Source organism: Streptomyces sp. NBC_01304 (assembly GCF_035975855.1).
In the GTDB taxonomy this organism is placed as follows: domain Bacteria; phylum Actinomycetota; class Actinomycetes; order Streptomycetales; family Streptomycetaceae; genus Streptomyces.
In genome coordinates this window covers 3,030,853-3,054,234 of sequence record NZ_CP109055.1, presented here as the reverse complement: position 1 = coordinate 3,054,234, position 23,382 = coordinate 3,030,853, and the positions used below count along the sequence as shown (strand labels likewise).

Genomic DNA, 23,382 nt, shown 5'->3' with positions numbered 1-23,382 from the left:
GTTCGCCACGGTCTCGCACGTCTTGCTGATCATTTGGTCCGTGATCGTGATCGTGCCCATGTTGTGGGTACTGATGTCGTCGTTCAAATCGACCGGCGAGATCCTGTCGTCGCCGTTCTCGCTCCCGGACCACTGGAGGGTCGAGAACTACGCGAACGCGTGGACCGACGCGAACATCGGGAAGTACTTCCTGAACTCGGTGATCGTCGTTGTCTCTGCGCTGGTCCTGGTGATGTTGCTGGGTGCGATGTGCGCCTACATCCTGGCCCGGTTCCAGTTTCCCGGGCGCCGGCTGATCTATTACACGATGCTGGCCGGACTGACGTTCCCGGTCTTCCTGGCGATCGTGCCGCTGTTCTTCCAGTTGCAGAACCTCGGGTTGCTGAACACGCGTCTGGGACTGATCCTCACCTACGTCGCGTTCGCGCTGCCGTTCACGGTGTTCTTCCTCTATTCGTTCTTCCGGTCACTGCCGCATGACGTCTACGAGGCCGCGTTGATCGACGGTGCCGGTGACTGGCGGGCGTTCTTCCAGGTGATGCTGCCGATGGCCAGTCCGGGCATGGCCGCGGTGGCGATCTTCAACTTCCTGGGGCTGTGGAACCAGTTCCTGCTGCCGGTGGCGCTCAACACCGACCAGGACAAGTGGGTCCTGACCCAGGGGATGGCCGCCTACGCGTCCTCGCAGGTCTACGACGTCGACTACGGTGCGCTCTTCGCGGCGATCGTGGTCACGGTGGTGCCTGTGCTGGTCGTGTATGTCATCTTCCAGCGCCGGATTGCCGGTTCGGTGTCGCAAGGCACCTTCCGCTGACACTTGCTGTCCAACTGCCCGCCGAGGTCAACATCGTTGGCCTCGGCGGGCAGTCTCGTTTCCGGGGTGCGTGCTGGAAGCCGCGTCAGGGGATCGTCGGGGTGGCTCAGGGCGCTGGACCCTCATCAACAACTTCATGAACAACTTCATCGGCAACTACACGGTGGAGTGGAACTACCTCTTCGCCGCATCCGTGGTCGCCGTCGTGCCGGTCGTCGTGCTCTTCGCCTTCATCGAACGGCACGTCGTCTCCGGCCTCACCGAGGGCTCGGTGAAGTAGCGCGGCACTGGTGACATGACATGACACGACGGCAGTGGCCGGGACCTCCGAGGTCCCGGCCACTGCCGTGCCGGTGGACCCCGATCCTCTCAAGGGCTTGACGGGGGACAACCGTAGAGGCTCCCCTTAGAGTTCATTACTTGGAGATACGTCGGGGCCTCATCGAAGCGGTTCCGGCAGGGGAGGTCGTCGTGGAGACTCCGGGGTCGCAGTCATCGCTGCACCGGGCCAATCTCGAGCGGGTGGTGCGGGCCGTACGCATGGCCGGATCGCTCACCCAGGCGGAGATCGCGAGGACGACGGGCCTTTCGGCGGCCACCGTCTCCAACATCGTCCGGGAGCTGAAGGACGGCGGCACGGTCGAGGTCACACCCACCTCGGCGGGCGGCCGCAGGGCCCGCAGCGTCTCGCTCAGCGGCGACGCGGGCCTGGTGGTCGGCGTCGACTTCGGGCACACCCACCTTCGGGTCGCGATCGGCAACCTGGCCCACCAGGTGCTCGCCGAGGAGGCCGAGCCGCTCGATGTGGACGCCTCCGCCGCGCAGGGCTTCGACCGGGCGGAAGAGCTGGTCGGCCGCCTGATCGAGGGCGCAGGCGTGGACCGTTCAAAGGTCGTGGGCGTCGGGCTCGGCGTGCCGGGACCGATCGACGTCGAGTCGGGCACGCTCGGCTCCACCGCGATCCTGCCGGGCTGGTCGGGCACCAACCCGGGCGAGGAGCTCTCCGGCCGTCTCGGGGTCCCGGTGTACGTGGACAACGACGCCAACCTGGGCGCGCTCGGCGAGCTGGTCTGGGGGAGCGGGCGCGGGGTCAAGGACCTCGCGTACATCAAGGTCGCCAGCGGTGTGGGCGCCGGGCTCGTGATCAACGGGCAGATCTACCGGGGCCCGGGCGGAACGGCCGGCGAGATCGGACATATCACCCTCGACGAGTCGGGCCCGGTCTGCCGCTGCGGCAACCGCGGCTGCCTGGAGACCTTCACCGCGGCCCGCTACGTGCTGCCACTGCTCGAATCCAGCCATGGCACGGGCCTGACGATGGAGAAGGTCGTCAAGCTCGCCAGGGACGGCGATCCGGGCTGCCGTCGCGTCATCTCCGACGTCGGGCGGCACATCGGCAGCGGTGTCGCCAACCTCTGCAACCTGCTCAATCCCTCCCGCGTGGTGCTCGGCGGCGACCTCGCCGAATCCGGCGAACTGGTGCTCGCGCCCATCCGTGAGTCGGTCGGGCGGTACGCGATTCCCAGTGCGGCACGGCAGTTGTCGGTGCTGCCCGGAGCGCTCGGCGGGCGGGCCGAAGTGCTGGGCGCACTGGCCCTCGCCCTGAGTGAAATGGGCGATTCGACACTTCTTGACGGCGCCGTGCCCTCACCCGCACCTGCCTTCACTTAGATAACGAATGGCACCGTTGTCATCTCGTTAAGGATTTACTCCTTGACGCTGCTCTGGCGGCCGAGTTGACTCACTGCCACCTCGGCCGCAACGACGCGGCCTCGTCAGGGAGGCACCCTTCATGAACGCAATGACGCGCCGCGTCGTCATAGGCACCGCCGCTGTATCCATGGCACTCTCGTTGGCCGCTTGTGGCAAGGCCGGCGACGACAACGGCGACGAGGGAGGCAAGGACGGTGGCAACAAGACCATCGGTCTGCTGCTCCCGGAGTCGAAGACCACGCGCTACGAGTCCTTCGACAAGCCGCTGATCGAGGCGAAGGTCAAAGAGCTCTGCTCCGAGTGCAAGATCGATTACAAGAACGCCGGCGAAGACGTCTCGCGCCAGAAGCAGCAGTTCGACCAGCTGATGGCGGCCGGCGTCAAGGTCATCATCCTGGACACGGTCAACTCCAGCGCCGCCAAGTCCTGGGTCGAGGCCGCGGACAAGAAGGGCGTCAAGGTCGTCGCGTACGACCGGCTGTCCGAGGGCCCGGTCTCCGCGTACGTCTCGTTCGACAACGAGAAGATCGGCCAGCTCCAGGGCCAGGGCATCGTCGACGCGCTCGGCGACAAGGCCAAGGACTCCAACGTCGTCATGATCAACGGCAAGGAGTCCGACCCGAACGCCGCGCTGTTCAAGAAGGGCGCGCACTCGGTCCTGGACAAGCAGGTCAAGAAGGTCGTCTACGAGCAGACCGGTGAGTGGGACCCGTCCATCGCGGGCAAGAAGATGGGCACCGCCATCACCCAGCTCGGCAAGGACGGCTTCGACGCCGTCTACTCCGCCAACGACGGCATGGCCGGCGGCATCATCGCCGCCCTGGAGTCGGCCGGCATCAAGGACGTCCCGGTCGGTGGCCAGGACGCCGAACTCGCGGGCGTGCAGCGGATCCTGAAGGGTACTCAGGCCTTCAGCATCTACAAGCCGTACAAGCCCGAGGCCGACCTCACCGCCGAGGTCGCGGTCAAGCTCCTGAACGGTGAGAGCATCGACTCGCTGATCACCAAGAAGCTGGACAGCCCCAGCAACAAGGGCATCCCCTCCGCGCTGATCCAGGCCCAGGTCATCACCAAGAAGGACATCGCGGGCACGGTCATCAAGGACGGCCTGTTCAAGGCGAGCGACATCTGCACCGCCGACTTCGCCAAGGCCTGCTCCGCGGCCGGCATCAAGTAGCAGACTCGTACGGTGCACCCCCGGCCCCTACCGACCCCGCTGCCGGGTCGGGGGGCGCCGTACGCCAGCCATCCCCCAGCTGCTGCCCCACGCACCAGCTGGGCCGCAGTCCGCGCCGCCGCCTGCGCTCCGCCGCGGCGGCGCCCGCTGCCCCTCAGCAAGATCCACCGCACACTTTCATCCGGCCGTACGACGCCAAGAGCACGTACGAGTCGAGGGAGATGGTTCACATGTCCGCTGCGCCCGTACTGGCGTTGCGCGGCGTCTCCAAGCGCTTCGGCGCTGTCCAGGCGCTCACCGATGTCGATCTGGAAGTCCACGCCGGCCAAGTAGTCGCCCTGGTCGGTGACAACGGCGCCGGCAAGTCGACCCTGGTCAAGACGATCGCCGGAGTTCACCCCATCGACGAGGGCGTCATCGAGTGGGGCGGCAAGCACGTCTCCATCGGCCGCCCGCACGACGCCCAGAACCTCGGCATCGCGACCGTCTACCAGGACCTCGCGCTCTGCGACAACCTGGACGTCGTGGCCAACCTGTTCCTGGGCCGCGAGCTCGGCAGGGCGAAGGTCCTCGACGAGGTCGCCATGGAGAAGCGCGCCAAGGAGCTGCTCGACACCCTGTCGATCCGCATCCCCAGCGTCCGCATCCCGATCGCCTCGCTCTCCGGCGGCCAGCGCCAGGTCGTGGCCATCGCCCGCGCCCTGGTCGGCGACCCCAAGCTGGTCATCCTCGACGAGCCCACCGCGGCACTCGGCGTCGAGCAGACCGCGCAGGTCCTCGACCTGGTCGAGCGGTTGCGCGAGCGCGGTCTCGCGGTGATCCTCATCAGCCACAACATGGCCGACGTCCAGGCCGTGGCCGATGACGTGGCCGTCCTGCGCCTCGGGCGCAACAACGGTGTCTTCAAGGTCAAGGACACCACCAACGAAGAAGTCATCTCGGCGATCACGGGAGCCACGGACAACGCCGTGACCCGCCGCCAGGCGCGCACCTCGGAGGTCGCGAAGTGAGCGACATCAAGAAGGCCAAGAAGGCTGACGACAGCGCGGAGCAGGCCGGCACCGGCAAGACCTCCGTCACCAAGGACGCGGCCATCCCGCACCAGGTCGTCGACGCCGAGGCCCCCGCGCCCGACGCGATACCCGCCGTCGACCCCCGGCTGCTCGTGCGCGAGCAGGGCTTCGCCGGCTACCTCATCGACTTCAAGCGCAAGATCAAGGGCGGCGAGCTCGGCTCGCTCCCCGTGATCATCGGCCTGATCGTCATCTGGACGATCTTCGAGTCGAGCACCGGACGCTTCCTCGAGCCGTCCAATGTGAACAACATCGCGCAGTACATCGCCGGCCCCGGCCTCATCGCCACCGGCATCGTCTTCGTGCTGCTGCTCGGTGAGATCGACCTGTCCGTCGGCTCGGTGGCCGGTCTGACCGCCGCCGTCACCTCGGTGCTCGCCATCAAGCAGGGCTACAACGAATACCTCGCCGTCCTCATCGGACTGGTCGGAGCCGCCCTGATCGGCGCGATCCACGGCTTCTTCTTCGCCAAGATCGGCGTACCCGCGTTCGTGGTGACCCTGGCCGGCTTCCTCGGCTGGAACGGTCTGCAGCTGTACGTCCTCGACGACACCCTGAGCCTGAACAACCTCTCCGACGGTGTCGTCTACACCCTGAACAACTACCACTTCGAGGACGTCGCGGCCGCCTACGGCCTCGCCGCCGTCGGCGTCGCCCTCTACGCCCTGACGCAGTGGTCCGAGCGCCGTCGCCGCAAGGCAGCCGACCTGCCGCACCGGCCGGTCAGCGAGCTGGTCCTGCGCACGGTCGTCATCGCGGTCCTGGCCTTCGTCCCGGCCTACGCCTTCAACCAGTACCAGGGCCTGCCGCTCGGCGTGACGATCTTCCTCGGCGCGGTGCTCCTGGCCAGCTTCGTGCTGCGCCGCACCAACTACGGCCGGCAGATCTTCGCGGTCGGCGGCGGCGTCGAGGCGGCCCGTCGTGCGGGCATCAACGTGGCCTGGATCCGGATCTCGGTATTCACGATCTCCGGCTTCCTCGGCGGCCTCGGCGGTCTGTTCATCGCCTCCCAGCAGGGCACGGCCGACTCCACGCTCGGTGGCGGCAACACCCTGATGATCGCGATCGCCGCCGCGGTGATCGGCGGCACCAGCCTCTTCGGTGGTCGCGGTACGCCGTGGTCGGCGCTGCTCGGCATCCTGGTGATCCAGTCGATCATCACGGGCCTGGACATGAACGGCAGCACCTCCGCCGCCGTCCAGTACATGATCACCGGTGCGGTCCTGCTGGCCGCGGTGGTCCTGGACTCCGTGTCCCGTCGTACGCAGAAGACCGCAGGCCGCGCATAGCGCCTCCGGGGCGCCATCCGGGCCCCACAGCGCCCGGCACCACACCGGTGCCGGGCACTGTCGCGCGTGCCCGTACGTCAGTCTGGGCGTACCGATACGTAAGACCGTACGAATCCTCGTACGGCCGAATGCATGAGGCACCCGAGGGCAGCCACCCCGGGCGGAACATTAGACTCGACAGATCCGGCAAAGCTCGAACAGCTCTACCGCACCAATACCGCTAGGAGGCACGGGTGGGCCTGCTGACCCGCATCAAGGGGCCGCGTGATCTGGACCGGCTCAGCCACGAGCAGCTGGACCAGCTCGCCGCAGAGATCCGGACCTTCCTCGTGGACGCGGTCTCCAAGACCGGCGGCCACCTCGGCCCGAACCTCGGCGTGGTCGAGCTCACCCTCGCGCTGCACCGCGTCTTCGATTCGCCGAAGGACCGGGTGCTGCTCGACACCGGGCACCAGAGCTACGTCCACAAGCTGCTCACCGGCCGCCAGGACTTCGGAAAGCTGCGCGCCAAGGGCGGCCTCTCGGGCTACCCCTCGCGCGCCGAGTCCGAGCACGACGTGATCGAGAACAGCCACGCCTCGACCGTCCTCGGCTGGGCCGACGGCCTTGCGAAGGCCAACGAGGTCCTGAAGAAGAACGACCACGTGGTCGCCGTGATCGGTGACGGTGCCCTCACCGGCGGCATGGCCTGGGAGGCGTTGAACAACATCGCGGCCGCCAAGGACCGCCCGCTGGTGATCGTCGTCAACGACAACGAGCGTTCGTACGCCCCCACCATCGGCGGACTTGCGAACCACCTCGCCACCCTGCGTACGACGGACGGCTACGAGCGGTTCCTGCACCGCACCAAGGAAGTCCTGGAGAAGACCCCGGTCGTCGGGAAGCCGCTCTACGAGACGCTGCACGGCGCCAAGAAGGGCCTCAAGGACTTCATCGCCCCGCAGGGCATGTTCGAGGACCTCGGCCTGAAGTACGTCGGCCCCATCGACGGCCACGACATCCAGGCCCTGGAGTCCGCCCTGATGCGCGCCAAGCGCTTCGGCGGCCCGGTCATCGTGCACTGCCTCACCGAGAAGGGGCGCGGCTACCAGCCCGCCGAGCAGGACGAGGCCGACCGCTTCCACGGCATCGGCCCGATCCACCCGGACACCGGCCTGCCCATCAAGGCCGCGGCCGCCTCCTGGACCTCCGTGTTCGGCGACGAGATGGTCAAGCTCGGCAAGGACCGCAAGGACGTCGTCGCGATCACCGCGGCGATGCTGCAGCCGGTCGGCCTGAAGAAGTTCGCCGAGACCTTCCCGGACCGCGTGTACGACGTGGGCATCGCCGAACAGCACGCCGCGACCTCCGCGGCGGGCCTCGCGACGGGCGGCCTGCACCCGGTCTTCGCGGTGTACGCCACCTTCCTCAACCGCGCCTTCGACCAGCTCCTGATGGACGTGGCCCTGCACAAGTGCGGCGTCACCTTCGTCCTGGACCGGGCCGGCGTCACCGGCGACGACGGCGCCTCGCACAACGGCATGTGGGACATGTCGATCCTGCAGGTCGTGCCCGGCCTCCGGCTCGCCGCCCCGCGCGACGCCGAGCAGGTCCGCCTGCAGCTGCGCGAGGCCGTCGAGGTCGACGACGCCCCGACCGTGGTGCGCTACTCCAAGGGCGTGGTCGGCCCGGCCGTCCCCGCGGTAGGCAAGGTCGGCGGCATGGACGTGCTGCGGCACGCGGGTTCGGAGCGCCCCGACGTCCTCCTGGTCTCGGTCGGTGCCCTGGCCCCGATGTGCCTGGAGATCGCCTCGCTCCTCGACAAGCAGGGCATCTCCACCACCGTGGTCGACCCGCGCTGGGTCAAGCCCGTCGACGAGGCGCTCGCCCCGCTCGCCGAGCAGCACCGCGTGGTCGTCACGGTCGAGGACAACGGCCGCGTGGGCGGCGTCGGTTCGGCGATCGCCCAGGCCCTGCGGGACGCGGGCGTCGACGTACCGCTGCGCGACTTCGGCATCCCGCCGCGCTTCCTCGACCACGCCTCGCGCAAGGAGGTCATGGCCGAGATCGGCCTGACGGCCCCCGACATCGCACGCCAGGTCACCGGCCTGGTGTCGAAGCTCGACGGCCGGTACGAGAGCGACGCGGCGACGGCGAACGCGGTGGAGCCCGCACGCGACTGACCGGAACCCGCATGCGACTGAGCGGAACCCGCACGCGACTGACGTAGTGCTGACCTGGTCAGCCTCCGGTTTACAAAGGGCCGGTCGGTGCACCCATTACGGGTGGACCGACCGGCCCATTCGCATGAAACCGGCATGCGGAAGGGCATATCGCACGCGCCACGTCTCGATCATGGCGAGCACGACCAGCGTGGAGGTAAGCCGTGAGCAGCAGAACTCTCTTTCGGACCAAGACGGTCGAGCAGTCGATCCGGGACACCGAGGAACCGGAACACGCGCTCAAGAAATCGCTCACGTCGCTCGACCTCACGGTCTTCGGCGTCGGCGTCATCATCGGAACCGGCATCTTCGTCCTCACCGGCAAGATCGCCAAGGAGACCGCGGGCCCGGCCGTCGCCCTGGCCTTCGTCGTCGCGGGCCTCGTGTGCGCCCTCGCGGCGCTCTGCTACGCGGAGTTCGCGTCGACGGTCCCGGTGGCCGGGTCCGCGTACACCTTCTCGTACGCCTCACTCGGCGAGCTCCCGGCGTGGATCATCGGCTGGGACCTGATCCTGGAGATGGCGCTCGGCTGCGCCGTGGTCGCGGTCGGCTGGTCCGGCTACGTCCGCTCCCTCATGGACACGGCCGGCATGCACCTGCCCCAGGCGCTCACCGGCACGCACGACGGAAAGTTCGGCTTCGACCTGCTCGCCAGCATCCTGGTCCTCGTCCTGACCGCGATCCTGGTGGCCGGCATGAAGCTGTCCTCCCGGGTGACCGCGGTCGTCGTGGCGGTGAAGCTCACCGTCGTCATGCTCGTGATCATCGTCGGTGCCTTCTTCATCACCGGCTCCAACTACAAGCCGTTCATCCCGCCGTCCCAGGACACCGAGGGCGGCGACGGCATGACGGCGCCCCTCATCCAGCTGATCTTCGGCTGGACCCCCACCGTCTTCGGCGTGATGGGCATCTTCACCGCGGCCGCCGTGGTGTTCTTCGCGTTCATCGGCTTCGACATCGTGGCGACGGCCGCCGAGGAGACCCACAACCCGCAGCGCGACGTCCCGCGCGGCATCCTCGGCTCCCTCCTCATTTGCACGGTCCTGTACGTGGCCGTCTCGGTCGTCGTCACCGGCATGCAGCACTACACCGACCTGTCCACGGACGCCCCGCTCGCCGACGCCTTCAAGTCGGTCGGCCATCCCTTCTGGGCCGGCCTGATCAGCTTCGGCGCGGCCGTCGGCCTCACCACGGTCTGTCTGATCCTGCTCATGGGCCAGACCCGCGTGTTCTTCGCGATGAGCCGTGACGGCCTGCTGCCCCAGGCCTTCTCCAGGGTCCACCCGCGCTTCGGCACGCCGTACCGCTCGACGATCCTGCTCGGCGTCATCGTGGCGATCGTCGCGGGCTTCACCTCGATCGACGTACTGGCCGAACTGGTCAACATCGGCACGCTGTTCGCGTTCGTGGTGGTCGCCCTCGGCGTGATCCTGCTCCGCAAGCAGCGCCCCGACCTGCCCCGCTCCTTCCGCACGCCCCTCGTCCCGCTGATCCCGATCCTGTCGGTGCTCGCCTCGCTGTGGCTGATGCTGAACCTGTCGGCGGAGACCTGGCTGCGGTTCGGGGTGTGGATGGTGCTCGGCTTCGGGCTGTACTTCGCCTACGGACGTACGCACAGCAGGCTGGGGCGGCAGGAGGAATCCGGACGTCCCGGGGCCTGACGCGCGGCGGGTGCGCCGAGGGCTGCCCCGGCTAGACCGGCCGGACGGCCCTCGGCCCCATGCACTCGGCGCCCAACTCCCCGACCCTGCGCCGCAGTTCACGATCGGCGGTGACGACGAGACACGGCCTCTCCTCGCCCGCGACGAGCTCCACGATCAGATCGTCCCCACTCCCGCTCGCCGAGACGACCCGCACACCGGGCACGGACTCGACCCCACGGGCGGCCCCCTCGACGACCAGCACGACGTCCAGCGGCCCCGCCCGCCCGGCAACCCCTTCGTCGGCGTACGGCACCAGTCGGTCCCGCAGCCGCTCGGCGGCCCCACGACGATCGCGCCACCAGCCGTCGGGGACCGAGCCGACCACGTTGGCGGCGTCTACGACGAGCACAGTGCTGTTCATGCCCCCAGCGTCGCAGCTCGCGCCGCCCTGCGCTCAACCGCCCTGCGCGGGCGACTTCTTCGCCGAGGCCGGTACCGGCTCGTCGGCCTTGAGCGCCTTCCACAGGTCACCGGCCTGGGGCTCGGCCGCGACCACCCGGTTCGGGTCCTTCTTGTCGTACGCGACCGGCAGCATGACCGTGTCCATGCTGTCCGGGTTGAGGCCCTTGAGGCTCTTGCCGAAATCGGCGAGCGAGGTCAGCGACCCGAGACCCGAGTCGGTGGTGAGCGCCTTCGTCGCGGCGTCGGCGATCGCGTACAGCTTGGTCGGGCTGTTGAGGACGCCCTGGTTCTTGATCTCGGAGAGCAGCGCGAGCATGAACTTCTGCTGCAGCCCGATCCGCCCGAGGTCGCTGCCGTCGCCTATGCCGTGCCGGGTGCGGACGAACGCGAGGGACCGGGTGCCGTCCAGCCTGTGCGTCCCCGCGTCGAGGCTGAGCCCGCTGTCCTTGTCGTTGATCGCTTGTTCGGTGGTGACGGTGACGCCGCCGAGCGCGTCCACCAGGTCCTTGAACCCGGCGAAGTCGATCTCGACGTAGTGGTCCATGCGGATGCCGGACATCTTCTCGACGGTCTTCACCACACACGCCGGACCGGCCGTGGTGTAGACGGAGTTGAACATCACGCGCTGCGCCTCGGGCACCTTCCTGCCCGCCTCGGTGGTGCATTCGGGGCGGGTCACCAAGGTGTCCCGGGGAATGCTCACCGCGGTCGCCTTCGCGCGGCCGGCCGGGATGTGGACGACCATCGCCGTGTCGGAGCGCGCGGTGCCACCCGTATCGCCGCCCGCGAGGCCCTTGTTGGCGCCGGAGCGGGAATCGGAACCGAGCACGAGGATGTCCTGCGAGCCGTTGTCCACGTTCTTCGGACGGTCCGTGCCGAGCGCGGCATCGATGTCGACCTTGCTGAGGTTCCCGTTCAGATGCGAGTAGAGCGCGTACGCCGTCACACCGCAGACCACGAGGATTCCCGCCAGGCTCCACACCACGATGCGGCGAATTCTCCTGCCGCGGCTGCGCGGGGCGACTGACGGTTCCTGCTGCGAATCCTGCGGCATAGAGGCTTTTCTCTCTCGGGACATGACTGGGCCTGATCGGGTTTGGCCCGTGACGAGTGGGAGTGGTGAATGGCCGAGTCTTATGCGGAGCACACATCGACAGCGGGGGCCGAAAGTCCCGAACCGTCGTCCGAAAGACCTGGTTGAATCCGAGGGCCGACTGCCGGATACAGTGACCCGGCCCGACCGGCCTCGGCCATTGGGCATCAATTCCCTCTGCCTTTTGGAATGTCCTCATGCTCACCGCCACCGCGCCCAAGACCGTCGCCACGGACGCGTCGACGACCCTCAACGGCGACTGGCTGGTGTGCGACCGGGACGGCACCTTGTGCGCGTACGTACCGAGGGACGGCGCCGTGGTGTGCCTCACCGAGGACCGTACGCACGCGGGCGGCTGGCAGCCCCCGCGCCGCATCGGCGGCGATGCCCGGCTGCTCGCCGACCTCGCGGTGGGGCAGGGCCGCGACCGCTACGTACACCTGGTGAGCCTGCGCGAGTGCGGCGCGAAGGGCCAGGTGGAGCTGGTCCACTCCGTGCACTTCCAGTCCCGGCTGGCAGCCCTCGACTGGACCTCGCTCGGGCACCCCAACAAGAACCGCCCGCGCACCGGCACTCCCGCGGTGACCGTCGACGCGCAGGGGCGCGCCCATGTCTTCGTGCGCAATGAGTTCGGCGGCCTGAGCATGCGCGCCCAGCGCGAGCGCGGCGGCTGGGAGCCGTGGCGCGACCTCAAGGGCAAGCACCTGGAGGAGGAGCTGGTCGCCGTCACCACCGCCGCCGGCCTGGTCGAGGTCTACGCGCCCGTGCTCGGCGGCATCCTGCGCTGGCGCCAGACCGAGCCGGGCGGCGTGCCCGTCCTGGAGGGGCTGCTGCCCGCGCGCGTACGGCCCGGCACCCTGCGGGCCATGGCGACGTCCGAGGACTCGGTCACGCTCTTCTTCACCGACCTGGAGGGCACCCTGGTCGCCTGGCGCCCCGACCTGAACCCCGAGCCCGTCCCGGTGGTCGCGGCGGCGGGCGACGGCCGGGCAGCGGCGGTCCGCTGTGTGCTGGAGGGGTACGACTGCACGCTCTTCGCCCAGCAGTCCGTCACCGGCCGCACCGCGATGGCCGCCTACCCCACCGAGGTGGAGTCGGCGGGCGCCTGGTGGGCGGAGTCCGGGCCGCAGCTGCCGGACACGCTGCGGGTCGCGCTGTGCGCGGACGCGCGGGGGCGGCTCGTGGTGGGCGCCCTGTCGCAGGCCGAGGGTGTGCTCAGGACCGTGCGGCAGAAGGCCGAGCCGGGGCTCGCGTTCGGCGCATGGGACAAGGCGTCGCTGGTAACAGGAGCGCTGGGTCCCGCACGGTGAATTGCCCGAATTCCAAGATCGACATTTCTTGGTGATCTTGCTTTCGTAGCTCCTGGCTGGCATTCGGGACCTTGGTCCCGCAGGTTCGGGACTTCCTCCGTCAAAGGTTGATCGCTGCCGTTGGTTAGGTTTTCCCTACTTACGAGGGACTTACGCCGAACATTCGGCGTGCGGCAGATTGGTCAACTGAGGAGCTATGCGGGGACTTTCTCTGAAGGCTGTCCAGAGGCGGACATGCAAGAAGCGTGACGCCTGGTGGACGGTACTCCTGGTGGACCCCGTGGCAACACGCCTGGTCTGTGTCCTTGCCCGCTGGCGATTCGTCACCCCAAATGGCGTGACCTGGGCGGCTCTTGGACTTGGAATTCTCTCCGCGGTGTTCTTCGTGGAGGGGGATCCGCGCTCTCTCGCCATCGGCGCCCTCATTTATCACCTGAGCTTCATCCTGGATTGCATCGACGGGAAGCTCGCCCGACTCCGGGGCACCGGAAGCGTATTCGGCGGCTGGCTCGACTACGTCTTCGACCGGGTACGGGTATTGGTGTGCGCGATCGCTCTCATGGGCGGTCAGTATCTGCGTACCGACAATGAGGCATTTCTGTTCGCCGCCTTCGGCGTGATCTTCCTCGACATGCTCCGCTACGTGGACGCGCTGCAGATCCACAAGATGCGCGGCGCCATGCGAGCCAAGATCGAGAAGGTCACCGAGCAGAACCGCCTGGCCGCCGGACACCCGGCTGAACAGGCGCAGGAGGTCCTCTTCATCGAGGACGTGCTACGGGAGAACCCGGGGCTCGAACCCGAGCAGGCGGCCGCCGTCGGCCAGGGCCAAGTCGTGGACCTGCACGCCAGGTTCCGCAGCCACTTCCCCTGGTACGCCAAGGTCCGGCGGCTGCTCCTCCGGAGCCGGATCAGGCCGCACCTGTTCAGCGGCATCGAGTTCCAGATGTTCGTGTTCATCATCGGTCCGCTGACCGGGCAGATCATGTGGACCGTCGTGGTCTCCGCAGTGCTCCTCGGCCTGTTCGAGCTGGTGATCATGTACAAGTTCTGGCTCTCCACCCGCGACTTCAGCCGCGAGATGGCCAAGCTGACCCCGCCGCAAGAGGCCGTCGACTCCCTGGAGTCCGTACGCCGCGGCCGGCATCGCCGCGCTCCGCTGCCCGAACCCACGCCCCGCCGCGGCACGTCCCGCCGCAGCCGCATCGGCACCCACGAGCAGCACGAGGCCGTACGCGTCAGCGCCTGAGCGGCACACGACCTCCGGGGGGAGAACGCCACCACCACGCCTTGAGCCCATGGCTCGGGCGTCCTCTGCACAGACTTCGGCAGCCGAGCGGCTGCCCCGGTTGAAAGGCAACGCCCATGATCGCCCCAAGGCTCACCGTCGTGATCCCCATGTACAACGTGGAGACCTACCTCGAAGAGTGCCTGGCGTCAGTGGCGGCCCAGACGCTGACCAACCTCGACGTCGTCATGGTCGACGACGGCTCGACCGACGACACCGCCCGGATCGCGGCCGAGTTCGCCGCCGCCGACCCGAGGTTCCGGCTCGTCCGGCAGCAGAACGCGGGTCTGGGCGCGGCCCGCAACACCGGTGTCCGGCACGCCCACCCGCAGGCCGACTACCTCGGCTTCCTCGACAGCGACGACATCGTGCCGGTCAACGCCTACGAGCTGTGCGTCAAGACACTGGACAGGACCGGGTCGGACTTCGCCTCCGGGAACGTGTTCCTCCTGGACTCCACCGGGACCCGGCAGTCGCCGATGCACAGCCCGGCGACCACCAGCACCAAGCTGAAGACGCACATCACCAGGGACAAGTCGCTCATCGCCGACCGCCTCGCACCCAACAAGATCTTCCGCAGGTCGTTCTGGGACGCCGAGGGCTTCACCTTCCCCGAGGGCGTGCTCTACGAGGACACCCCGCTCACCGTGCCGGCGCACTTCCGGGCCAAGAGCGTGGACATCCTCAAGTACCCCACGTACTACTGGCGTCAGCGCGAGGGCGGCGGTCCGTCCATCACCCAGCGGCGTACGGAGACCAAGGCGGTACGCGACCGGATCGGCGCCGTCGACTCGGTGAGCCGCTTCCTCGCCGGCGAGAGCGGACCGGAGTTCGCCGAGTACAAGCGCTGGTACGACAAGTCGGCGCTGGTCAGCGACATCAGGATCTTCATCAACGTACTGCCGGAGGCCGACGGCGAGTTCCGTGCGCTGTTCATGGACCGGGCCGCGGACTTCCTGAGCCGGGTCGACCCGTCGGTCATCGACGAGTTGCCCGCACTGATGCGGCTCAAGTGGCACCTCATCGCCCACGGGCACTTGGCGGAGCTCCTCGAGGTGCTCGCCTTCGAGAAGCAGAACTCCGCCGAACTCCAGGTCGCCGGGCGGTTGCGCAAGTACGGCCGCTACCCCTTCTTCAAGAACCGCCGGCTGCGCATCCCCAAGAGCGTCTTCGAGCTCCGCAAGGAGATCGGCCTGCGGGCCAAGGCCAAGGAGGTCGTCGTCCGCGACGACCAGCTGCACATCACCGGCCACGCCTACCTCAACCACCTCGGCGCGGAGCGCTCGTTCGGCCGCACCGTCGTCCTGGCCATGCGCAACTCGCGCTCCGGCAAGACCCGGGCGTTCAAGGCGAGCAAGGAGCAGGCCCCCGAGGTCACCGCCCGCCTCAAGCAGGTGCAGCACTCGTACGACGAGTCCGGCTTCAGCTGCTCCATCCCGCTGTCCCGCTTCAAGACCGAGGGCAAGTGGCGCGAGGGAGTCTGGCGCTTCAACATCGGCCTGGCCCAGCACGGCCAAGCCCGTCGCGGCGGCATCGGCCCCGGCGTCGGCGCCTCCGCCTCGCACCCGGATCTGCACTACGTCTCCAAGAACGTCCGGCTCGTCCCGATGTTCGTCAAGGGCAAGCTGCAGGTGAAGGTCGAGGTCGTCCGCGTACGCATCACCGGGCACCGACTCGACGGCGACCACGTCGAGTTGAGCGGCGTGTACCGCGGCGAGCTGCCCGCGAACGGCAAGCCCCCGGCCACCCTGCGCATCCACCACCTCGAATCGACCGCGGTGCACAGCTACCCCCTGAGCCCGACCAAGCGCCACGAAGGGGAGAAGCCCCGCACCCAGTTCAAGGTCCGTGTACCGCTGGCCGACCTGCGCCGGGCCCGCCGTCAGGTGCCCGACGACCTGCACTCGCTCAGCGCGTTCCGCGAGGAGGTCTGGCGGACCGTCCTCGTGGTGCCCGACCGCAAGAACCCGGTGAACGTCGTCATCGACGACGACGTCACCCAGCAGGGCCACGCCTTCCCCGACACCTGGAACGAGGTGGGCGCCCGTGAGTTCGTGCTGACCCGCAACGCGCCGGGCCACCTGCTGTTGCACGACCGCGTCCCGCAGCCCGTCATCGACGGCGTCCGCTGGTCCGCGGCGGACACCCTCATCGTCGAGGGCGAGTACCGGCGCCCCGACGACGGCCTGATCGAGGAGCTGGCCCTCAGCCACGAGGCGCACTACGAGAAGCACCTGGTGCCCATGATGGTGACGGAGGGCCGCTTCATCGCCCACATCCGCCCCGACGCCATCCGCACCATGGCGGGCACCCTGCCGCTGCGCTCCGGCAAGTGGAACCTCGCGTTTTCCCGGCGGTCCGTCAACGGGGCGCAGGACCCCAACGCGTACGAGGTGAACCTCCGGGTGGCCCCCCGTCATGCCGGGCAGCTGCCCCTCGAATCCACCCTCGGCGGGCGCCGCTACGAGCTCAACCGCCGTGGCTTCGACCGCTTCTACCTCAATGTGCACTCCCGGATGTACGACTGGGAGCGCGGCCAGTACCGGCAGAAGCAGCTGCGCGAGGAGTTCTACCCGCAGGCCCGCACCCTGCCGCTGCGCAACGCGGTCTTCTACGACAGTTACTCCGGCAAGCAGTTCTCGGACAGCGCCCGCGCGGTGTACGAGGAGTTCAAGCGCCGTGGCGAGGACGTCGAGCACCTCTGGCTGGTCCGCGACGACCAGGTGGAACTGCCGGCGGACGTCAAGCCCGTCCGGCTGTGGGGCGAGGACTACTACGAGGCCCTCGCGCGGTCGAAGTACGTCATCACCAACGCCCACCTGCCCGACTGGATCGAGCGCCGTGACGGCCAGGTGATCGTCCAGGCCTGGCACGGCACCCCGCTCAAGCGCATCGGCTGGGACATCGAGGACGTCCAGTTCGCCAACGGCAACTACCTGGAGAAGGTGGCCCGCGAGTCGAGGAGCTGGAGCTTCCTGGTGTCCCCGAACCGCTTCAGCACCCCGATCCTGCGCCGCGCCATGCGGTACGAGGGCGAGCTCCTCGAAGCCGGCTACCCGCGCAACGACGTGCTCTACGCCCCCGACCGCGACCGGCGCGCGGCCGCCGCCCGCGCCCGCATCGGCCTGCCCCCGGGCAAGCGCGTGGTGCTCTACGCGCCGACCTGGCGGGACGACCAGTTCTACGGCCCCGGCCGCTACAAGCTGGACCTGCAGATCGACCTGGAGAAGGCGCGCGCCGCCCTTGGCCACAACACCGTCCTGATGATCCGCAAGCATCCGAACATCGTGGACAGCGTGCCCGGCGCGGGCGACGGATTCGTCTACGACGTCTCCCAGTACCCGGACATCGCCGAGCTGTTCCTGGTCGCGGACGTGCTGATCACGGACTACTCGTCGCTGATGTTCGACTACGCCAACACCGGTCGTCCCATGCTGTTCTTCACGTACGACCTCGAGCATTACCGCGACAAACTGCGGGGCTTCTACTTCGACTTCGACGAGCACGCGCCCGGTCCGCTGATCGAGCGCTCCGACGACCTGATCGCCGCGCTCGCCGACATCGACCGGGTCGCGCACGCCTACCGGCCGCGATACGAGGCGTTCCAGCGGCACTTCTGCGACCTCGACGACGGGTACGCCTCCGTGCGCGTCGTCGACCGGATGCTGGAGCTCGCCCGCCCGGGCGTCACCCCGCGCATGCGGCGGCGCGGCGGACGACCGGCCGAAAGCGCCGTGCGCTACGAGCAGTTGGCGGGCCGCCGCAGCGACGACCGGGAGACGCGGCAGTTCCCGGTGGCCGCGTCCGTGCTGCAGGCCTGACCCGCCCACCCCGACAGCCGGCCGGCCGAGACCCTCCCACTCGGCCGGCCGAGACCGACCCCTCTGCCTGTCTTGGAGCCTTGCGTGAAGATCTCGTTCATCGTCGTGGACCGCTACCACATCGGCGGCGTCGTGACGGCGACCCACAATCTGGCCGGTGCCCTCGCCGAGAAGCACGAGGTGGAAATCGTCTCGCTGCGACGGACCGCCGACACCTCGCCGAGCCCGCTCGACAGCCGGGTCCGCACCGTCGACCTGACGGACGGTCGCCCGAACTCGCCGTACTACGACGGCGAGGACCCGCTGCTGGACAAGGCGCCGCTGACCTACCCGGACACCCCGGTCAGGGGCAAGCCGTGGGTCAGCCGGCTCGCCGAGAAGCGGCTGCTCAGCCATCTCGAGACCACCGACGCCGATGTCGTGGTCAGCTCCAACCCCAAGATCAGCCTGCTGCTCGGCCGGGCCACCGGTGGCTCGTACCTCAAGATCGCGCAGGAGCACTCCCGACCGACCGAGTACCGTGCCGACATCCGCAAGCCGCTCTTCGAGCTGTACAAGACCGCCTTCGACGCGGTGACGGTGCTGACCCCCGAGGAGCACCGCACCCTCGGCGAGGCCTGCGAGGGCCGCGCCCCGCTGTCGGTGCTGCCCAACTGCATTCCCGCGGCCGGCGCGGCCCGCTCCACCGGCCGCAACAAGGTGGTCGTCACGGCCGGCGTCCTCAAGGCGCACAAGGGCTTCGACGACCTCATCGACGCGTTCGCGATCGTGGCCACCCGCCGCCCCGACTGGGAGCTGCGCATCTACGGCGACGGCGAGGAGAAGCGCAACCTCCGGGCGAAGATCGAGTCGCTCAAGGCGTACAACAACGTCTTCCTGATGGGCCCGGTCGACGGCGTCAACGACGAGTTCGCCAAGGGCTCGCTCTTCGTCCTGCCCTCCAGGCGCGAGCCCTTCGGCGTGGTCCTGGTGGAGGCCATGGCCGCCCGCCTTCCGGTGATCAGCACCGACTGCGACCACGGCCCGCGCAACATCGTCAGCCCCGGCGTCGACGGCACCCTCGTCCCGGTCGGCGACTGTCTGGCCATGGCGCAGGCGATGCTCCAGCTCATCGAGGACGACGACAAGCGGGCCGCGATGGGCCTCGCCGCCGAGCAGAACGCCGTCCGCTTCCAGGAGCCCGCGAGCCTCGCCACCTTCGAGCACGTCCTGGGCGGCGCGCTGGCCCGCCGCTCGCTGCCCGACCGGGCCACCTGCCGGGTGAGCCGGCAGGGCGATCTGCACGTCCGGCTGCTCGGCCACGCCCGGGACCACGCGCTGCACCTGCTGTGCCGCCCCGTGGGAGGCGGACAGGAGCCGCTCCGCTTCCCCTTCCGCCTTGCCCCCGACTGGGACCACCGCACGGCGCCGGAGGCGGTCGTCCCCGGGCACGGCTCGCTGCCCGACGGCGAGTGGGAGCTCCTGGTTCAGTCCGACGAGGGCCACGCCGTGCCGCTGCGCGCCGAGAGCGTCGACAGCGGGGAACTGCTCAACCTGACGCTGCCCCGGGCCGAGGGCGCGGGGCTCGAGTACCGCGTGCCGTACCTTGCCGAGGGCCGGCGGCTGCGGGTCCGCAGCGTGGTCCGCGAGGTTCACGCCGAGGTCAGCGGGCTCGCCGTGCTCCATGAGTCGGTGCAGCTCAACGCCGTGCTGTGGGGCGGTCAACTGGCGCAGGGCGCGGCCGTCGTCGCGCATCACCGTCAGTCGGGCCACCGCATGGAGTTCCCCATCACGGCCGTCCGCGGGGCGCTGCTGCGCGCGGAGATCTCGTCGTCGGCGCTGGCCGGGGCCCGGATCGGGCGCGAGGACGTCTGGGACATGTCGCTGCGGCCCTACGCGGACGCGGCCACCGTCCCCTTCGGGAAGCTCGCGACGGATGTACGCAACCCGATGGACGTCTTCACGTTCCCGCGTCCGGTGCTCGAAACCGCCACCGGGAAGCGGGAGTTGAGGCCGTACTTCACCACCGCGCGGGAGCTGGCCTTCAAGGTCCTCGACCTGGGGAGTTGAGCGGGGCCGCCCACCGAAGCGCATGGCGAAACGGGCCGTACGGGAGCAACTCCCGTACGGCCCGAAGCCGTGACAACAGACGTGTTACGCGGGAACGCTGGCCACACCCTGCGCCAGGAACCGCTTGCCGTTCACGCGCTCGCTGACGCCCTCGCGGTCCAGGTAGGGCGTGACGCCACCCAGGTGGAAGGGCCAGCCCGCACCCGTGATCAGGCAAAGGTCGATGTCCTGAGCCTCAGCCACAACACCTTCCTCAAGCATCAGCCCGATCTCCTGGGCCACCGCGTCGAGCACCCGGTCCCGCACCTGCTCCTCGCTGAGCACGACATCGCCCTGCTGAAGCAGCGCCGCGACCTCGGGGTCCAGCTCGGGCTTGCCCGAGTCGTAGACGTAGAAGCCGCGCTTGCCGGCCTTGACGACGGCGGCGAGGTTCGGGGACACCGTGAAGCGGTCCGGGAAGGACCGGTTCAGGGTCTCCGAGACGTGCAGGCCGATCGCCGGGCCGACGAGCTCGAGCAGCACCAGCGGCGACATCGGCAGACCGAGCGGCTCGACGGCCTTCTCCGCGACGGCGACCGGCGTACCCTCGTCGATCACGTTCTGGATCTCGCCCATGAAGCGGGTCAGGATCCGGTTCACGACGAACGCCGGGGCGTCCTTCACCAGCACAGCCGTCTTCTTGAGCTTCTTCGCGACACCGAAGGCCGTGGCCAGCGAGGCGTCGTCCGTCTGCTCGCCGCGCACGATCTCGAGCAGCGGGAGGACGGCGACCGGGTTGAAGAAGTGGAAGCCGACGACCCGCTCCGGGTGCTGCAGCTTCGACGCCATCTCGGAGACGGACAGCGACGAGGTGTTGGTGGCGAGGATCGCGTGCGCCGGGGCGACCGCCTCGACCTCCGCGAACACCTGCTGCTTGACGCCCATCTCCTCGAAGACGGCCTCGATGACGAAGTCGGCGTCACCGAACGCGGCGGCCTTGTCCAGGTCACCGCTCACCAGGGCCTTGAGGCGGTTGGCCTTGTCCTGGTTGATGCGGCGCTTGCCGAGCAGCTTGTCGATCTCGCCGTGGACGTACGAGACACCCTTGTCGATGCGCTCCTGGTCGATGTCGGTCAGCACGACCGGCACCTCGAGGCGGCGCAGGAACAGCAGCGCCAGCTGCGAGGCCATCAGACCGGCACCCACGACACCGACCTTGGTGACGGGGCGCGCCAGGTCCTTCGACGGGGCACCCGCCGGGCGCTTGCCGCGCTTCTGGACCAGGTTGAACGCGTAGATCCCGGACCGGAGTTCGCCACCCATGATGAGGTCGGCGAGCGCCTTGTCCTCGGCGTCGAAACCGGCCTGCAGGTCACCGGACTTGGCAGCCTCGATGATCTCCAGGGCGCGGTACGCGGCCGGAGCGGCCCCGTGCACCTTGCTGTCCGCGACGAAGCGGCCCTTGGCCACTGCGGCGTCCCACGCATCACCGCGGTCGATCTCGGCGCGCTCGACCTTGACGGAACCATTCAGCACCGAAGCGGTCCAGATCAGCGACTGCTCCAGGAAGTCCGCACCCTCGAACAGCGCGTCCGCGATGCCGAGTTCGAAGACCTGCTTGCCCTTGAGCTGACGGTTCTGGTTGAGCGAGTTCTCGATGATGACCGAGACCGCGCGCTCGGCGCCGATCAGGTTCGGGAGCAGCGCGCAGCCGCCCCAGCCCGGAACCAGACCGAGGAAGACCTCGGGCAGCGAGAAGGCCGGGATGGCCTTCGAGACGGTGCGATAGGAGCAGTGCAGACCGACCTCCACACCGCCTCCCATCGCCGCACCGTTGTAGTACGCGAAGGTCGGCACGTTCAGCGCGGACAGACGCTTGAAGACGTCGTGCCCGCCCTTGCCGATGGCCAGCGCGTCCTCGTGCGTCTTGAGCAGCTCGACGCCCTTGAGGTCGGCGCCGACCGCGAAGATGAACGGCTTGCCGGTGATGCCCACACCGACGACGGAGCCGGCGATGGCCTCCTGCTCGACCTGGTCGATCGCGGCGTTCAGGTTCGCGAGGGACTGCGGGCCGAAGGTGGTCGGCTTGGTGTGGTCCAGGCCGTTGTCGAGCGTGATGAGGGCGAAGTTGCCCGCCCCGCCCGGCAGTTGGAGGTGACGTACGTGCGCCTGCGTCACGACCTCGTCGGGGAACAGCTCGGCCGCACCCTTCAACAACTCAGCGGTGGTGGTGCTCACTTGTCGCCTCCGGCGTCCTTGTGGTGCGGGTTCTCCCAGATGACCGTGGCGCCCATGCCGAAGCCGACGCACATGGTGGTGAGGCCGTAACGGACCTCGGGCTGCTCCTCGAACTGCCGCGCCAGCTGCGTCATCAGACGCACACCGGAGGAGGCGAGGGGGTGGCCGAAGGCGATGGCGCCGCCGTACTGGTTGACGCGGGCGTCGTCGTCCGCGATGCCGTAGTGCTCGAGGAAGGCGAGCACCTGCACGGCGAAGGCCTCGTTGACCTCGAAGAGACCGATGTCCGAGATGGACAGACCGGCCTGCGCGAGGGCCTTCTCGGTGGCCGGGATCGGGCCGTAGCCCATGACCTCCGGCTCCACACCCGCGAAGGAGTAGGAGACGAGGCGCATCTTGACCGGCAGGTTGTTCTCGCGCGCGAAGTCCTCGGACGCGATGAGCGAGGCGGTCGCACCGTCGTTGAGACCGGCCGCGTTACCGGCGGTGACCCGTCCGTGCGTACGGAACGGGGTCTTGAGGCCCGCCAGGTTCTCCAGGGTGGTCCCCGGACGCATCGGCTCGTCCGCCGTCACCAGGCCCCAACCGGTCTCGCCCACCTCGGAGTTGGTGTTGCGCACCGAGATCGGCACCAGGTCCGCCTGGATCTTGCCGTCGGCGTACGCCTTGGCGGCCTTCTCCTGCGAGCGCACGGCGTATTCGTCGGCGCGCTGCTTGGTGATGGTCGGGTAGCGGTCGTGCAGGTTCTCGGCGGTCATGCCCATGAACAGGGCGGACTCGTCGACGAGCTTCTCGCTCACGAACCGCGGGTTCGGGTCGACGCCCTCACCCATGGGGTGGCGGCCCATGTGCTCGACACCACCGGCGATGGCGGCGTCGTACGCACCGAAGGCCACACTGCCCGCGACGGCGGTCACGGCGGTCAGCGCGCCCGCGCACATGCGGTCGATCGAGTAGCCCGGCACGGACTGCGGCAGGCCCGCCAGGATCCCGGCGGTACGGCCGATGGTCAGGCCCTGGTCGCCGATCTGCGTGGTCGCGGCGATGGCGACCTCATCGATCTTCGCGGGCTCCAGGTTCGGGTTCCGGCGCAGCAGCTCCCGGATGGCCTTGACGACGAGGTCGTCGGCGCGGGTCTCGTGGTAGATGCCCTTCGGGCCCGCCTTGCCGAACGGGGTGCGGACGCCGTCTACGAAGACGACTTCCTTGACGGTACGAGGCACGATGGCTCT

15 protein-coding genes and 1 pseudogene are annotated in these 23,382 nt (G+C 68.7%); 12 read left to right on the top strand and 4 right to left on the bottom strand.

From position 1 onward, the window contains the following. Positions 1-40: 40 nt before the first annotated feature. From OG430_RS13160 to OG430_RS13125, 8 genes and pseudogenes are all read left to right on the top strand, one after another. A complete protein-coding gene (locus OG430_RS13160) occupies positions 41-814 on the top strand; it encodes a carbohydrate ABC transporter permease (protein WP_327352659.1) in 774 nt (257 codons plus the stop codon). A 136-nt stretch (positions 815-950) separates the two neighbouring features. Next, positions 951-1,094: pseudogene (locus OG430_RS13155) on the top strand (carbohydrate ABC transporter permease); the annotation flags it as partial. A gap of 191 nt (positions 1,095-1,285) precedes the next feature. Next, positions 1,286-2,485, top strand: a complete 1,200-nt coding sequence (locus tag OG430_RS13150) for an ROK family transcriptional regulator (RefSeq protein ID WP_327359074.1) — start codon at positions 1,286-1,288, stop codon at positions 2,483-2,485. 121 nt (positions 2,486-2,606) lie between these two features. Next, the gene (locus tag OG430_RS13145; RefSeq protein WP_442816488.1) at positions 2,607-3,704 is read left to right on the top strand and encodes a substrate-binding domain-containing protein; all 1,098 of its coding nucleotides are present in this window, start codon (positions 2,607-2,609) and stop codon (positions 3,702-3,704) included. 221 nt (positions 3,705-3,925) lie between these two features. Further along, complete coding sequence (locus OG430_RS13140) at positions 3,926-4,714, top strand: ATP-binding cassette domain-containing protein (protein WP_327352658.1); 789 nt, start codon at positions 3,926-3,928, stop codon at positions 4,712-4,714. After that, a complete protein-coding gene (locus tag OG430_RS13135) occupies positions 4,711-6,066 on the top strand; it encodes a sugar ABC transporter permease (protein WP_442816487.1) in 1,356 nt (451 codons plus the stop codon). Before OG430_RS13140 ends, OG430_RS13135 begins: the two co-directional genes overlap by 4 nt. Positions 6,067-6,299: 233 nt before the next feature. Next, positions 6,300-8,228, top strand: coding sequence for a 1-deoxy-D-xylulose-5-phosphate synthase (gene dxs, locus OG430_RS13130; RefSeq protein ID WP_327352657.1), 1,929 nt, complete (start codon positions 6,300-6,302; stop codon positions 8,226-8,228). A 203-nt stretch (positions 8,229-8,431) separates the two neighbouring features. Beyond that, entirely contained in the window at positions 8,432-9,928 is a 1,497-nt protein-coding gene (locus tag OG430_RS13125; RefSeq protein WP_327352656.1) for an amino acid permease, read from the top strand. Between the two features lie 31 nt (positions 9,929-9,959). Here OG430_RS13125 and OG430_RS13120 read toward each other — a convergent pair whose 3' ends face one another. Both OG430_RS13120 and OG430_RS13115 read right to left on the bottom strand, forming a co-directional pair. After that, positions 9,960-10,331: an NTP pyrophosphohydrolase gene (locus OG430_RS13120; protein ID WP_327352655.1), complete on the bottom strand. Its 372-nt coding sequence runs from the start codon at positions 10,329-10,331 to the stop codon at positions 9,960-9,962. A gap of 33 nt (positions 10,332-10,364) precedes the next feature. Further along, on the bottom strand, positions 10,365-11,450 hold the full coding sequence (locus OG430_RS13115) for an LCP family protein (protein WP_442816486.1): 1,086 nt from the start codon (positions 11,448-11,450) through the stop codon (positions 10,365-10,367). A gap of 212 nt (positions 11,451-11,662) precedes the next feature. Between OG430_RS13115 and OG430_RS13110 the strand changes: the two genes are divergently transcribed. From OG430_RS13110 to OG430_RS13095, 4 genes are all read left to right on the top strand, one after another. Next, positions 11,663-12,775, top strand: a complete 1,113-nt coding sequence (locus OG430_RS13110; protein ID WP_327352653.1) for a hypothetical protein — start codon at positions 11,663-11,665, stop codon at positions 12,773-12,775. Between the two features lie 280 nt (positions 12,776-13,055). Further along, positions 13,056-14,024 carry a CDP-alcohol phosphatidyltransferase family protein gene (locus tag OG430_RS13105; protein WP_442816485.1) on the top strand — a complete coding sequence of 323 codons (969 nt, stop codon included), beginning with the start codon at positions 13,056-13,058 and terminating at the stop codon, positions 14,022-14,024. 116 nt (positions 14,025-14,140) lie between these two features. After that, on the top strand, positions 14,141-17,884 hold the full coding sequence (locus OG430_RS13100; protein WP_327352651.1) for a bifunctional glycosyltransferase/CDP-glycerol:glycerophosphate glycerophosphotransferase: 3,744 nt from the start codon (positions 14,141-14,143) through the stop codon (positions 17,882-17,884). Positions 17,885-17,968: 84 nt separating this feature from the next. Next, positions 17,969-19,933 (top strand): glycosyltransferase, encoded by a 1,965-nt coding sequence (locus OG430_RS13095; RefSeq protein ID WP_327352650.1) that lies wholly within the window; start codon positions 17,969-17,971, stop codon positions 19,931-19,933. 84 nt (positions 19,934-20,017) lie between these two features. Here OG430_RS13095 and OG430_RS13090 read toward each other — a convergent pair whose 3' ends face one another. Both OG430_RS13090 and OG430_RS13085 read right to left on the bottom strand, forming a co-directional pair. Beyond that, positions 20,018-22,150: a 3-hydroxyacyl-CoA dehydrogenase NAD-binding domain-containing protein gene (locus OG430_RS13090; RefSeq protein WP_327352649.1), complete on the bottom strand. Its 2,133-nt coding sequence runs from the start codon at positions 22,148-22,150 to the stop codon at positions 20,018-20,020. Beyond that, positions 22,147-23,373 (bottom strand): thiolase family protein, encoded by a 1,227-nt coding sequence (locus OG430_RS13085; RefSeq protein ID WP_327352648.1) that lies wholly within the window; start codon positions 23,371-23,373, stop codon positions 22,147-22,149. Before OG430_RS13085 ends, OG430_RS13090 begins: the two co-directional genes overlap by 4 nt. Positions 23,374-23,382 lie beyond the last annotated feature (9 nt).